13 protein-coding genes are annotated in these 13,665 nt (G+C 40.5%); all 13 read right to left on the bottom strand.

Annotated elements, in window-relative coordinates:
• Nucleotides 1–236: 236 nt before the first annotated feature.
• Complete coding sequence (locus tag RQ973_RS08915) at nt 237–1,016, bottom strand: L-threonylcarbamoyladenylate synthase (protein ID WP_153225735.1); 780 nt, start codon at nt 1,014–1,016, stop codon at nt 237–239.
• A gap of 27 nt (nt 1,017–1,043) precedes the next feature.
• The gene (gene leuD, locus RQ973_RS08910; protein ID WP_153225734.1) at nt 1,044–1,637 is read right to left on the bottom strand and encodes a 3-isopropylmalate dehydratase small subunit; all 594 of its coding nucleotides are present in this window, start codon (nt 1,635–1,637) and stop codon (nt 1,044–1,046) included.
• A gap of 9 nt (nt 1,638–1,646) precedes the next feature.
• A complete protein-coding gene (leuC, locus tag RQ973_RS08905; protein WP_311523724.1) occupies nt 1,647–3,029 on the bottom strand; it encodes a 3-isopropylmalate dehydratase large subunit in 1,383 nt (460 codons plus the stop codon).
• Between the two features lie 3 nt (nt 3,030–3,032).
• Nucleotides 3,033–3,302: a DUF1294 domain-containing protein gene (locus RQ973_RS08900; protein ID WP_049509218.1), complete on the bottom strand. Its 270-nt coding sequence runs from the start codon at nt 3,300–3,302 to the stop codon at nt 3,033–3,035.
• On the bottom strand, nt 3,299–4,336 hold the full coding sequence (gene leuB / locus RQ973_RS08895) for a 3-isopropylmalate dehydrogenase (protein ID WP_311523723.1): 1,038 nt from the start codon (nt 4,334–4,336) through the stop codon (nt 3,299–3,301). The genes RQ973_RS08900 and leuB overlap by 4 nt, the downstream gene beginning before the upstream one ends.
• 11 nt (nt 4,337–4,347) lie before the next feature.
• Complete coding sequence (locus tag RQ973_RS08890; RefSeq protein WP_311523722.1) at nt 4,348–5,910, bottom strand: 2-isopropylmalate synthase; 1,563 nt, start codon at nt 5,908–5,910, stop codon at nt 4,348–4,350.
• Between the two features lie 314 nt (nt 5,911–6,224).
• The gene (locus tag RQ973_RS08885; RefSeq protein WP_049509221.1) at nt 6,225–6,881 is read right to left on the bottom strand and encodes an MmcQ/YjbR family DNA-binding protein; all 657 of its coding nucleotides are present in this window, start codon (nt 6,879–6,881) and stop codon (nt 6,225–6,227) included.
• A gap of 43 nt (nt 6,882–6,924) precedes the next feature.
• On the bottom strand, nt 6,925–7,557 hold the full coding sequence (locus RQ973_RS08880) for a copper homeostasis protein CutC (RefSeq protein ID WP_049509222.1): 633 nt from the start codon (nt 7,555–7,557) through the stop codon (nt 6,925–6,927).
• Between the two features lie 93 nt (nt 7,558–7,650).
• Entirely contained in the window at nt 7,651–8,010 is a 360-nt protein-coding gene (locus RQ973_RS08875) for a YbaN family protein (RefSeq protein WP_049509223.1), read from the bottom strand.
• Between the two features lie 257 nt (nt 8,011–8,267).
• Nucleotides 8,268–10,355: a type I DNA topoisomerase gene (topA, locus tag RQ973_RS08870; protein WP_311523721.1), complete on the bottom strand. Its 2,088-nt coding sequence runs from the start codon at nt 10,353–10,355 to the stop codon at nt 8,268–8,270.
• Between the two features lie 118 nt (nt 10,356–10,473).
• Nucleotides 10,474–11,331 carry a DNA-processing protein DprA gene (gene dprA, locus RQ973_RS08865; protein WP_152904343.1) on the bottom strand — a complete coding sequence of 286 codons (858 nt, stop codon included), beginning with the start codon at nt 11,329–11,331 and terminating at the stop codon, nt 10,474–10,476.
• A 107-nt stretch (nt 11,332–11,438) separates the two neighbouring features.
• Nucleotides 11,439–12,374: a 4-hydroxy-tetrahydrodipicolinate synthase gene (gene dapA, locus RQ973_RS08860; RefSeq protein WP_311523720.1), complete on the bottom strand. Its 936-nt coding sequence runs from the start codon at nt 12,372–12,374 to the stop codon at nt 11,439–11,441.
• Nucleotides 12,375–12,424: 50 nt separating this feature from the next.
• Nucleotides 12,425–13,501, bottom strand: coding sequence for an aspartate-semialdehyde dehydrogenase (locus tag RQ973_RS08855; protein ID WP_311523719.1), 1,077 nt, complete (start codon nt 13,499–13,501; stop codon nt 12,425–12,427).
• Between the last annotated feature and the right edge of the window lie 164 nt (nt 13,502–13,665).

The raw sequence follows: 13,665 nt of genomic DNA, 5'->3' as shown, positions 1-13,665 counted from the left end.
AAATAGGCTCCATAAGATCCATAGGGGATTTACCCACTACAAATATTATAGAGCCACAATTTAATACTCATTTAAAATCAAAGAGCAAACTAGGAAGCTAGCCGCAGGCTGCTCAAAGCACTGCTTTGAGGTTGTAGATAAGACTGACGAAGTCAGTTACATATATCTACGGTAAGGCGACGCTGACGTAGTTTGAAGAGATTTTCGAAGAGTATAAACCTCACTTCTTCTACATCCTAATAATACTCACCTTGACGATAATCCCATGAGTTAAAGGTATCTGATAGATGCATCATGATTTTATCAATATCCAGTCCTTTACGGATCACAACTGGCGCTGGTGAAGTTGAACGTGCTCCACCTTGTTCTGGAATAAGTTTGCCGTCTTTATCAACCATAGACACCATCACGCCCTGTTCGTAGCGTGTTTCAACTGTTTTGTCTGGCTGGATTGAAGCAACATAGTCGTCAGCTTCTATAACAAGGTCCACTGCTCCTTCGATACGTTGACCGATACCTTCAACCTTACCACGATTTCCTTTTCCAGATGGGTTTGCAGATGAAGCGTAGACCATTTTCCCTTCTTCCCAAAGTTTGGCAGCTAACTGTTCACCAGCTTTCCCAAATTTGATAACAAAGCAGCTCGTTCCACGAACGTCAGTCATGAGTTCTTCACGGCCATCACCGTATACTTTCAATTTCTCAAAGGCTTCTGGTTTCCAAGGAAGAATACAACCAAGAAGAATATCTTCATCCCAATGTTTTTGATAGAAGGCTTCGATTTCAGGGTTGAGTTGAGCTAAAGCGCGAAGCTCATCCATGCTTCCACAGAGGACTACGCCTGGTTTGTTACGACTACGTTCTTTGGCTTCAAACTTACGTTCAAGACCTGCCTTATCGCTAGTCATGATGATGTAACCAACTTTTGTAGGGCAAACAATACATCCGCCCTCACCTTTTAAAATGTCATAGCCTTCTTGTGAAAGTGTTCCGTCCCATTGAATGTGTTTTGTCATAGTTCTGTTTCCTTTTCTATATTTACTCTAATCCTGCCAATAAGCTGGGCGTTGTTTTTCGTAAGCAGCAATCAAATCTTCGTACTGCAAGGTAATACCGATATCATCCAAACCATTTAAGAGCTTGTGTTTCCACTCGCTATCAATTTCAAAGGAGAATTCTCCAACTGGTGAGATGATTATTTGTTGTTCCAAGTCAACCGTCACTTGGTCAGTTGGTTGGAGCTGGGCGAGTTTTTCTCTAACTTCCCTAGGTTGAACAATGGGTAACATGCCATTATTGAGTTCATTATTGTAATGAATATCTCCAAAAGATCCGGCAATCACGACCTTAAAGCCGTAGTCTGCTAATGCCCAAGCTGCGTGTTCCCTCGAAGAACCAGCCCCAAAATTATCTCCTGTGATGAGAATACTAGCTTTGCGATATTCAGGTCGGTTAAAGACAAAGTCTGGGTCCTCAGTATACCGATCATCCAGATAACGCCAAGCATACATGAGGTACTTACCAAATCCTTTCTTATCAATTAACTTGAGAAACTGCTTGGGTAGGATTTGGTCGGTATCAATATTATCATTCATAAGAGGAACCGTTGTTCCTGTATAAACTGTAAATTTTTCCATATTCTCTCCTTACTGGGCCTCTGGCATTTGCCGAACGTCTACGAAACGTCCTGCGATAGCTGCCGCAGCTGCCATTGCTGGACTACAAAGATGAGTCTTCGCTCCAAATCCCTGACGATCTTCAAAGTTACGATTGCTAGTTGAGGCGCAGTGAACACCATCTGGTACCTTGTCAGGATTCATTCCTAGGCACATGGAGCAACCTGGGTCTCTCCACTCAAAGCCAGCATCTAAGAAAACCTTATCCAAGCCCAACTTCTCAGCAGCTCGCTTGACTGGTCGAGAACCAGGTACCACAATAGCTGTTAAGTTAGAGGCAATCTTCTTCCCTTCAACAAATCGAGCTGCCAGCTGTAAATCACTTAGTCTAGCATTGGTACAAGAACCGATAAAGACATAGCCTAGTTGGATATCTGCTGGTTTCTGACCTGGTTGTAAATCCATGTAATGATAAGCACGTTCATCATTCATATCCTTTATTTCTGGGAAGCTAGAATCAAAGTCAACACCCATAGCTGGATTGGTTCCCCAAGTCACCATAGGAGCCAATTCAGAGACATCCATTCGGATAACCTTGTCATAGACGGCATCGTCATCACTGACCAGCCTTTTCCAGTCAGCAACTGCTGCGTCAAAATCTTTGGGAACACACTCGCGTCCCTTGAGATAATCATAGGTCTTCTGATCTGGATTCATGATTCCCATCTTAGAGCCAAACTCGATAGACATATTGCAGATGGTCATTCGCTCTTCCATACTAAGTGCATCAACCGCTTGGCCACGATATTCTACTACGTAGCCAACACCACAAGCAACACCGTATTTGGCAATCAAGGCTAGAATGAAATCCTTGGAATAGACTCCTTTTTGAGGAACTCCTGTGAATTCCACCAACATTTTCTTTGGCTTAACCTGCCAAATGGTTTGAGTAGCAAATACGTGCTCGACCTCACTGGTCCCAATTCCAAAGGCAATCGCTCCAAAAGCTCCATGGGTTGCTGTATGGCTATCACCACAGACGATGAATTTTCCTGGTTGTGTTCGTCCTGTTTCGGGACCAACCATATGAACGATGCCCTGTTTTTCAGAACCATGGGCCGCATGTTCAATCCCGAATTCCTCAACATTCTCCGCCAACTTATCAATTTGAGCCTTGGAAATTACATCTCGAATATCGTAGATATTAACTGTCGGTACATTGTGGTCAAAGGTACCAAATGTCAAGTCTGGTCGTCTCAATCTGCGTCCTGCGTCTCGTAATCCTTGAAATGCCTGAGGACTGGTCACTTCGTGGATATAGTGTTGATCCACATACATGAGTTGTGGTTGTCCCTCTTCTCCTGTGATCACATGGAGGTCCCATAATTTATCAAAAATTGATTTTCCTGCCATTCATTACCTCCATACAAAATACAAAGCTACTAGTGTAGTTACTATTCCTAGGAACCAAACTGTTTTAAAGTACCATTTTCTAGTCTTGTGATGAAAAGTGAGTCCTGCCAACCAGGCACCAAAACCACCACAAAAAAATGCAAATGATAGTAAATATTTTTCAGGTATTCGCCAAGCACCTCTTCTTGCCTTGAATTTGTCAATGCCATATATCAAGAAAATGATGAGATTCCAAATCAGGAGGGCAAAAGTAATTCCTTCGTTTAATTTCATAGTCTTGCGATAATGGCTTCTGTCATTTCTCTAGTCGAAGCCTGTCCTCCTATATCTCTTGTTAAAATGCCAGCAGCTAAAGTTTCTTCTACAGCACGTTCGATACGCTGCGCATCCTCATAACGTCCAAAGCTGTCTCTCAACATCATAGCAACAGATAATATCATGGAGATAGGATTGGCAATTCCTTGACCTGCAATATCAGGCGCTGAACCGTGAATGGGTTCATAAAGACTTGGGCCATTTTCAGAATGACTGGCTGATGGCATAACCCCGAGTGTACCAGATAGAACGCTTGATTCATCAGAAAGAATATCTCCAAAAAGATTCTCCGTTACAATAACATCAAACTTGGCAGGATTGGTAATCATGAGCATGGCAGCTGAGTCCACTAACTGGTGTTCCAAGGTCACATCTGGGAAATCCTGTGATACCTTCTCAGCTACTTTCCGCCAGAGTTTTGAGGTTGCCAAAACATTTTGCTTATCAATACTGGTAAGGATTTTTCTCCGACTTCTTGCAATTTCAAAAGCCTTGCGAATAATTCGTTCTACTTCCTCATAGCTATAATCGTTGATATCACGCGCTTTTTTTTCTTCAAGGATATGATCACCAAAGTAAATTCCTCCTGTCAACTCACGTACTACTACAAAGTCAACACCAGTTATTCGTTCTGGCTTCAGAGGTGATAAGTGCTTGAGACTCTCAAAAATTTTAACTGGACGAATATTGGCATAGAGATTTAGTTCCTTTCGAAGGGCCAGAAGCCCTTGTTCAGGTCGAACTGGAGCATCATCATACTGAGGACTACCGATTGCAGCGAGCAGAATAGCATCCGCTTCTCTAGTAGCCTTGAGGGTTTCATCAGGCAAGGGATGTCCTGCAGCATCAATACCCGCCCCTCCAAAAGGTCGTCTGTCAATCTCATAGTCAAAACCTGTTTTTTCAGCTAGAGCCTCCAGAACTTCTAAACCAGCTTCCATGATTTCTGGGCCGATACCATCCCCTGCTAGAGCCACTATTTTCTTCGTCATAGCATTCTCCTTTACACGCTAGGCATGTCGCGATAGGAAACAGTTGTTCCCATCTCACCAGCATTCTCTTTTTGAACAAAGGTATTGGCATTAATGTAGGCAATAGCCGAAGCCTTCAACACATCGAAATCAAGTCCAGCTGCGTTAAAGATAGTCTCTGTATCTCTGTTTTCAACAGTTACCAATACACGTGCCTGGGCATCAATCCCATCAGTTACCGCATCAATCGTATAGGATACCAAGCGAACAGATTGATTAAAGAATTTATCAATAGCGTTGAAAATAGCTTCAACAGAACCCTGACCTGTTGCATTAAATTCAACTTTTTCACCATCCATATTAGCTAGGCTAACGAGTGCTTCAATGTCATTATCTGCATGAGTTTGAAGTTGTAAATCATCAAAGTGGAATCCTTCAGGGTTTTCAACCATGGTTCCAGCTACCAGAGCACGAATATCTGCATCTGTGATTTCTTGCTTTTTATCAGCCAGCGCCTTGAACTTAGCGAAGAGTGGTATGATGTCCTCTTCTGTAAAGTCTAGGGCCAATTCTCTTAGTTTCTCGACAAAGGCATGGCGACCTGACAATTTTCCAAGTGGAAGACTATTACTCTTAACACCGACCAATTCAGGGGTGATAATCTCATAAGTGAGAGGATTTTTAAGGACTCCATCTTGGTGAATACCAGATTCGTGAGAAAAGGCATTGCCACCGACCACAGCCTTGTTTTTAGGAACTGGAATTCCTGAGAAGCGAGAAACCATTTCTGACGTATTGATGGTTTCATTTAAAACAATACTAGTTTCTGCTTGATAGTAATCTTGGCGAATATTGAGGGCTACCGCTATTTCTTCTAAAGCAGCATTCCCAGCTCGTTCTCCAATACCGTTAATGGTTCCTTCAACACGCCCCGCACCATTATTAACAGCAGCAAGGCTATTGGCAACTGCCATTCCAAGGTCATCGTGACAGTGAGGCGAATAGATAATCTGACGGTCGGTTTTAACATTGTCAATCAGATACTTAAAGATATTCCCATATTCCTCTGGTGTGGTAAAACCAACCGTGTCAGGAATATTGATATAGGTTGCACCTGCGTCTACCGCTGTTTGAACGACTTGTAAGAGGAAATCCAGCTCAGTTCTAGTCGCATCTTCAGGAGAGAATTCTACCACTTCAAATTTACTCCGTGCATAGGAAACATGATCTTTAATAGCTTCCAATATTTCCTCTTTGCTTTTATTCAACTTAAATTCACGATGAATAGGACTAGTAGCGATAAAAACATGGATTTGTGGATACTTAGCATCCTTAAGTGCTTCATAACAAGCGTCAATATCTGATTTAACAGAGCGAGCTAAACCAGTCACTGCTGTTTTCTTCAAGACTTTTGCGATTTCCTGAACTGCAGTAAATGAGTCTGGACTAGCTGCTGGAAAACCAGCTTCAATTGCAGAAATTCCCCATTTTTCCAGTTGTCTTGCAATGGCAATCTTTTCCTTGATCGAAAAATTAACACCTGGTGTCTGCTCACCATCTCGAAGGCTAGTATCTAGAAATTCAACTGTTCTCATAAGATTTCCCCTTTTCTAAATTCGGTTTTAAAAAAACATCTCGCTCGGAGTTCCAAGCGAGATGTTGATTTACTCCCGCTTGGTAAGCCAAACAGGACTAATGCTTTTGCACTAGCCCGAGTATCTCAACAACAAAGCAAATTGATTAAACTTAGCTGTTTTCATATTTGACTTTCTCCTTCGTTTGATATCTTGTTTAGTATTTTAGCATAGGAAAAAACACATGTCAAGAAAAAATCCAATATTTTCTGAAAATTTCTTCAGTAAAGAATATTTTGCTAATTGAAAGTATTTGAAAAATCAAGTAAATCTAGTTATTTTTTCAAAGTCAAATTCCAACTTTTTTCGATTAATTCAAGAAGCTCTTCATCTGATAAACTATCATCAAGTGGCACACTTATCCAGTAGTGCTTGTTCATATGAAAGGCTGGATAAATTCCTTTTTTTACCAACAAATCAGATACTTGATCCTGTTTGAGATTGACTGCTTCCACTGTTCCTTCTCTGCCCTTTTCAAGCTTATCCCAAGAGATTCTCATCAAAACAACATACCACTTCTGATTATTCTCATGGCGTAGAATCGCAGTATCAGGAGATTTCTCCCATAAGTATTCTAATTGATTTTCATACTTTTCTTGAACAAGTGACATGATTCTCTTGGTCTGAGGATAGATAAATTCCTTCACCTCAAAACAGGCCTTTCGAATGTCATAAAGAACTTCTAAACAAGCCTCTCGAACAGTTCCAACAAACGTACCTCTCATACTTTCCATATGAACTTGAGGATAAAGATCGCCAGTTTCTTGGTCATAAACTTGAAAACTTAAGTCTCCATCCTCAACTGTAACCATCATGAGAAAATCTCCGTGCAAGATAGTCGAACTATGGTTCCATACGCCTTGATTTTCTACAAATCCATACTCTTTAGCCTTTTTACTATTAAACTGATAAGCTTTAAAAATTTCAAGCATAAGCGAAAACTGCTACCAAAAGCTAGCAGTTCCTTTCTATTTTTTAAAAGACGACCTTAGTTCCATGTAATTGTGTCACACCCAGTTGGTCAATAAAGGTTTGACGGTTGTCCATGTCAATCCCTCCACCAGGTAAAATTTCAATTTTTCCTGCAGCGTGTTCTAGAATTCTATGATAATGAGCAAAGCGTTTCTCTAACGAGTCGCCAGATACACCAGCACGAGTCAGAATGCGTGTCACTCCAGCTTGGCTGAGCCAATCAATAGCTTCTAACTGCTCCTGTTCACTCAATTCATCAAATGCCATATGGAAAACAATTTCCATACCTTTAGATGCAGCAATTAATTTTTCAAGATTGGCCTTGTCCAACTTCTGATCAGCTGTTAAGGCACCAAAGACGACACCTTGGCTACCTGCCTGAGCAGTTAGTCGAATATCCTCGAGCATAATAGCAATCTCGAGGTCATTGTAAACAAAGTCACCACCACGTGGTCGAATCATAGTCATAATGGTCGTATCGTAGTCGGTAGCCAGTTCCACAGCTGCCTTAGTCACTCCGTAGCTTGGAGTTGTTCCACCAACTGCTAGATTGTCACAAAGCTCGATGCGACGAGCTCCTGCCTGCATAGCTTTTTCAAGCAAGGTTACATTTTCAGCACAAAATTCGTAAATCATTTGATTCTCCTTGAAGATTAGTTTAAATTTATTATATCATATTATTTCGAATATGTTTTTGTTTTTATCAAGGAAAATCGTTACTTATTAAAGCTATTCTTTATCAGGAATCACCTTAAAAAGATAGTAGGTAATAAAGATGGTTAAACATCCCAAACCAATTTTGACTGGTAAAAGAGGCGCAAAATAAATGGAAATTCCCATCAAGATATAAATCGATACAATAATTTTTTTCTTACGTTCACGCGCAATAGACTTGGTCTCACGAAAGTCCGCCACGTAAGTCTGATAAAGTTTGGTATGATAGAGCCAATCTTCAAAACGCTTGGAACTTCTCGAAAAACAAGCAATAGACAACAAAAGAAAAGGAGTCGTGGGCAACAAGGGCAAGACAACTCCAACAATAGCCAAAGCTAATGACAAAAATCCAATAGTCAGATAAACAATACGCATAACTTCTCCTAGTTAATACTCTTCGAAAATCTCTTCAAACCACGTCAGCGTCGCCTTACCGTATATATGTTACTGACTTCGTCAGTTCTATCTACAACCTCAAAGCCGTGTTTTGAGCAACCTGCGGCTAGCTAGCTAGTTTGCTCTTTGATTTTCATTGAGTATAAAATAATCTTCTTCTAGTTTCGCATACAATGATGAATTTTGTCAAGCCTTTACTAAAAAGAGCCTGAAATTTACTTTCAGAACTCATTTTTTTATTTGATTTTTTCTTCTTCGTAATCACCATTGCTACAAACGATCTGCTTACCGCCACCACGGACTTTTTTCTCCATGAGGAAGTTTCCACATTTTGGACAATCTCGGCCAACAGGCTTGTCCCAAGAAGTAAATTCACATTCTGGATAGCGATTGCAACCATAGAAGATACGATTACGCTTGGTTTTTCGTTCAATAATTTGACCTTGATGACAGCTTGGACACTCAACACCAATCTCTTTCACGATAGCCTGTGTATGACGGCAATCTGGGAAATTGCTACAAGCATAAAACTTACCAAAACGACCAAGTTTAATGACCATCGGACTGCCACACTCTTCACAATCAAATCCTGCTGGCTCATCCTTGATTTGGATTTTTTCCATTTCCTCTTCGGCTTTGGCAACCTCTTTAGAGAAGGGTTTATAAAATTCATCAATGACTCGTTGCCACTGCTCTTTTCCAACTTCGACATCATCCAGTTTACCTTCCATTTCAGCTGTAAAGGTTACATTGACGATATCAGGGAAATATTCAACGATGAGCTTGTTAACAATTTCTCCCAATTCTGTCGGTTCAAAACGCTTGGCTGCCAAACGCACATAATAGCGCTTTTGAATGGTTTCAATTGTAGGTGCATAAGTTGATGGGCGACCGACTCCGTTTTCTTCCAAAGTTTTAATCAGTGTCGCTTCCGAATAACGTGCTGGCGGTTGAGTGAAGTGTTGCTCAGGCTTACTATTGACCTGCTTGACGACATCACCAACTACCATATCCGGCAACATCTTATTCTTATCTGAATCATTGTAAATGGCCAAGTAACCGTCAAATTTGACCTGACTACCATTCGCTGCAAACTGAACTCCATTTTGAGAGAGCTTCACAGCCATGGTATCAAAGATAGCACCCGTCATCTGACTCGCTACAAAGCGATTCCAGATAAGGGTATAAAGCTTAAGTTGGTCTTTATCCAAATACTTAGCAATTTTTTCTGGCGTGTTAAAGACACTTGATGGGCGGATAGCCTCATGGGCATCCTGTGCACCAGTCGCATTCTTTACCTTGCTGCCATGTTTAGAATATTTACTGCCAAAACGTTCATTAATGTAGTTTGCAGCTTCATTTTGAGCAACTGGACTGATACGAGTCGAGTCTGTACGCATATAGGTAATCAAACCTTGGACGCCCGTACCAATATTAATCCCTTCATAGAGTTGCTGGGCAACCATCATGGTCTTTCGAGTACGGAAATTGATTTTATTAGCTGCATCCATCTGCATAGTTGAGGTAGTATAAGGGAGTGGAGCGTTACGCTTGCGTTCTTTTTTATCTACCTGATCAACTGTAAAGTCTTTGCTGGATAGATGAGACAAGATTTCTTTGACCTCTTCATTGCTTGTCAATTTCATCTTCTTGCCATTCATTCCATAGAAGGATGCTTGGAATTGCTTAGTCCCCTTTTTGAAGACTCCATCAATAGTCCAATATTCTTCTGGTTGAAATGCATTAATCTCATTTTCACGGTCAATGATTAACTTGAGAGCAACAGACTGAACACGGCCAGCTGACAAGCCCTTTTTGACCTTCTTCCAAAGAATTGGTGAAATGGAATAACCTACCAAACGGTCCAAAACACGACGAGCTTGTTGGGCATCCACCAAATCCATGTTAATCTTACGAGGTTCTTTAAAAGCATTTTTTACCGCATCCTTGGTAATCTCGTTGAAAACAACACGGTTAGCATCATTTTCATCTAGATTGAGAATATGAGCTAAATGCCAAGAAATTGCTTCTCCTTCGCGGTCCGGGTCACTTGCGAGAAAGACTTTATTGGCTTTTTTAGCTTCTTTTTTCAAGTCATTGATCAGAGGACCTTTCCCACGAATATTGATATATTGGGGTTCATAATTATTTTCTACATCGACTGACATACTGGATTTTTTCAAATCACGAATATGACCAACACTGGCTAAAACCTTATAATTTCTACCCAGGTATTTTTCAATCGTTTTAGCCTTTGCAGGCGACTCCACGATTACTAGATTTTTTTTAACTGTTGATTTTTTCTTCTTTGTTGCCGTAGCCACAGTATCACACCTTTTCAAAGTAATAAACTTTATAAAGTGTAAACCATTTTTAAAAACCTGTCAAGACTTAACTCCTATATATAGAAGAAAAGTTTAACCGATAAAACCTTGCTAGTTCTTAAAATTCAAATTCTGCTAGCACATCCTGACCACTTGAAACAAGTTTTGCACCTTCTTGAACCAAGTGATGACAACCATCTGAACGACCATCTAAAATGCTCCCTGGAATAGCAAAAACATCTCTTCCTTCTTCCATAGCTCGCTCACAAGTAATCAAACTACCAGATCTCATCTTTGCCTCAGCAACGATGACACCCATACATAGGCCAGCAATAATTCGATTTCTTGCTGGAAAGTGATATTTCAAAGGTTCTTCACCCGGTCCATATTCACTCAGTAGCAAATGATATTCACCGATGTAGTCCTGCAGTCGTTTATTGGATCGTGGATAATAGACATCCAAGCCAGTCCCAATGACTGCAATGGTTTTTCCACCACCTTGAAGAATAGACATATGAGCTGCAGTATCAATCCCTCTAGCCAGCCCACTCACAATCACCAGCTCATTCTCTAATTCTTCAATAACCTTACGAACTGATTTTGTCCCTGTTTGACTACAAGAGCGACTGCCTACAACCGCAATCTTAGGCAACTTTAAGAGATTTAAATCGCCCTTATAGAATAACAACACTGGAGCATCATAGATTTCACTGAGAGCAAAGGGATAGACATCGTCTAGTATGGAAAAAGAGGGAAATTTTTCAAAATCACTTCGTAGTCGCTCCATACTTTCAAAGGTGAGTTTATGGTAACGTTCCATAAAAACCACTGGATTTCTACACTCAGATGCTTCTGCTATCGTTTCTAGGGTTAATTCTTGATCATAGATTTCTCCATATTGAAGTACCTTTAAAACCTGTTGATTACTTAAACCTGCTTGTTTCAACTTATAAATCTCAAAATTATCAATCTTAATTTTCATGATAGACTCCTTGTTTTTCTCTCTGTCTATTTATTCGTAGAAAAAGAAAAAAACTTCCCAACAATTTTACTTGTTTAGAAAGTTTTTTTATATTAGTTATCTTAGTAATCAGGACGAAGAACTCCAGTGACAGTCGCCTTAGTTGCTTCGTAATCCCCATCAATAACAACCTTGATAATGCGTTTAGCATCCTCTTCAGGCGTAGGAACCAAAGGTAGACGAGTTGGCCCAGCTTCAAATCCCATATAGTTGAGTACCGCCTTAACAGGTGCCGGACTTGGGTAAGAGAAGAGAGCGTTGACTTTAGGAATAAATTTACGTTGAATAGCTGCCGCTTTCTTCATATCACTTTCTTCGATTGCAGTAAACATCTCATTCATCTCATCTCCATTTGTGTGGGAAGCAACAGATATAACTCCGTCTGCACCAAGGTTCATAGCATGAAAAGCATCACCATCCTCACCAGTGTACACCAAGAATTCTTCTGGTTTATGCTCAATCAAGTAAGCCATATTGGCAAGACTGGTACATTCTTTGACACCAATAATATTTGGATGTTCCGCCAAACGAAGTAAAGTATCAGGAGTCATTTCGACAACTACACGTCCTGGAATGTTATAAATAATAATTGGCAAATCAGAAGCATCTGCAATAGCTTTAAAGTGTTGATACATACCTTCTTGGGATGGTTTATTATAGTAAGGAACAATCGCAAGACCAGCCGCAAAACCACCAAACTCTGCTACTTCTTTGACGAACTCGATAGAGTCACGTGTGTCATTGGTACCAACACCGGCAATTAAAGGAACACGGCCATTGACAACCTTTTGAACAGCTGCAAACAACTGCAACTCCTCATCGTGAGTTAGAGTCGGACTCTCAGCAGTTGTTCCTGCTAGAAGAATTCCGTCTGTATGATGTGCTAATAAATGTTCAATCAACTTTGGAATGGCATCGAAATTAATTGACCCATCTTCATGAAAAGGAGTAATAAAGGCCGTGATAATTTTACAATCTTTTAAATCTTGATAAGACATACGAAACACCTTTCTATTTTAAAGAAGGAGTTCAAATGAACTCCTACACATTATTTCAATTCAAATTTTAATTCAGCTGTTGTACGAACCAATCCACGTTCGTGAAGTGTTTCTGCAATTTGTACTGAGTTCCAAGCGGCACCTTTAAGAAGGTTATCAGAAACCACCCACATATGAATACCTTTTTCTGCATCCAAATCTTTACGGATACGTCCAACGAAAGTATCACGTGAACCAACAGCATTAACCGCTTGAGGATAGATTTGGTGAGCAACATCATCTTCAAGAACTGCACCTGGGAAGGCAGCAATAGCTGCTTTCACTTCTTCGATTGGTGCTACTTCTTTTGTTTCAATATAGACTGACTCAGAGTGAGCTGACAAAACTGGAATACGTACACATGTTGCTGATACGGCAATGCTATCGTCTTCCATGATTTTCTTGGTTTCATTCGTCATCTTCATCTCTTCGTAAGTGTAGTCATTGTCAGTGAAGACGTCAATTTGCGGAAGAGCATTGAAGGCAATTGGATAGTGTTTCTTATCGCCACCTGAAGGCAGGATTTCCGCATGCAAATCACGTGGATTCACACCATCATTCAGTACTTCACGCAACTCACGTTGGGTTTCAAGAATTGCTCCCATACCAGCACCTGAAACAGCTTGGTAAGTTGAAACGATAATACGGTCCAAGCCCCATTTTTGACGAACGGGCTCAAGAGCCACCATCATTTGAATTGTTGAACAGTTAGGACAAGAGATGATTCCGTTGTGAGCATCAAGGGCGTGGGCATTCACTTCAGGAACAACCAATGGTACATCTGGATTTTGACGGAAATAAGATGTGTTATCTACGACGACTGCACCTGCCTTAACAGCATAAGGTGCGTATTTTGCAGAAGTTGATCCACCAGCTGAGAAAAGAGCAATATCAACCCCTTCAAAAGCGTCTTCTGTTGTTTCTTCAATGGTCACATCTTGACCTTTGAATTGCAAGACCTTTCCTGCAGAACGTGCAGACGCAAGGTAACGAATCTTATCGATCGGAAGAGTTGATTCTTCCAACATTTTGATCATTTGAGCACCTACGGCACCTGTAGCGCCGACAACAGCAACTGTGTATCCCATAACAAACCTCTTTCGGAATTTTCTAAAAATTTCTATAATAGAAACATTATACTACTTTTTACCAAAATTGAAAAGTCTTTTTCCTATCTATTTTCTGAAATTGACAAGAAGGAAACTTCTCAAAGTAACTTCCACTTATCTGACCAAAGTGGAAATTAGTCTAA

The sequence above is a fragment of the uncultured Streptococcus sp. genome, assembly GCF_963511325.1.
GTDB lineage: Bacteria > Bacillota > Bacilli > Lactobacillales > Streptococcaceae > Streptococcus.
The sequence above is the reverse complement of the archived record's forward strand: the minus strand, read 5'-3'. Positions and strand labels throughout refer to the sequence as shown.

What these genes read in the sequence shown, in the direction of transcription:
- RQ973_RS08890 (WP_311523722.1), bottom strand. Translation starts at nt 5,910, where the DNA reads ATGAGAACAGTTGAATTTCTAGATACTAGCCTTCGAGATGGTGAGCAG.
- RQ973_RS08875 (WP_049509223.1), bottom strand. Translation starts at nt 8,010, where the DNA reads ATGCGTATTGTTTATCTGACTATTGGATTTTTGTCATTAGCTTTGGCT.
- leuB (WP_311523723.1), bottom strand. Translation starts at nt 4,336, where the DNA reads ATGACGAAGAAAATAGTGGCTCTAGCAGGGGATGGTATCGGCCCAGAA.
- RQ973_RS08885 (WP_049509221.1), bottom strand. Translation starts at nt 6,881, where the DNA reads ATGCTTGAAATTTTTAAAGCTTATCAGTTTAATAGTAAAAAGGCTAAA.
- RQ973_RS08900 (WP_049509218.1), bottom strand. Translation starts at nt 3,302, where the DNA reads ATGAAATTAAACGAAGGAATTACTTTTGCCCTCCTGATTTGGAATCTC.
- RQ973_RS08855 (WP_311523719.1), bottom strand. Translation starts at nt 13,501, where the DNA reads ATGGGATACACAGTTGCTGTTGTCGGCGCTACAGGTGCCGTAGGTGCT.
- RQ973_RS08915 (WP_153225735.1), bottom strand. Translation starts at nt 1,016, where the DNA reads ATGACAAAACACATTCAATGGGACGGAACACTTTCACAAGAAGGCTAT.
- leuD (WP_153225734.1), bottom strand. Translation starts at nt 1,637, where the DNA reads ATGGAAAAATTTACAGTTTATACAGGAACAACGGTTCCTCTTATGAAT.
- leuC (WP_311523724.1), bottom strand. Translation starts at nt 3,029, where the DNA reads ATGGCAGGAAAATCAATTTTTGATAAATTATGGGACCTCCATGTGATC.
- RQ973_RS08880 (WP_049509222.1), bottom strand. Translation starts at nt 7,557, where the DNA reads ATGATTTACGAATTTTGTGCTGAAAATGTAACCTTGCTTGAAAAAGCT.
- dapA (WP_311523720.1), bottom strand. Translation starts at nt 12,374, where the DNA reads ATGTCTTATCAAGATTTAAAAGATTGTAAAATTATCACGGCCTTTATT.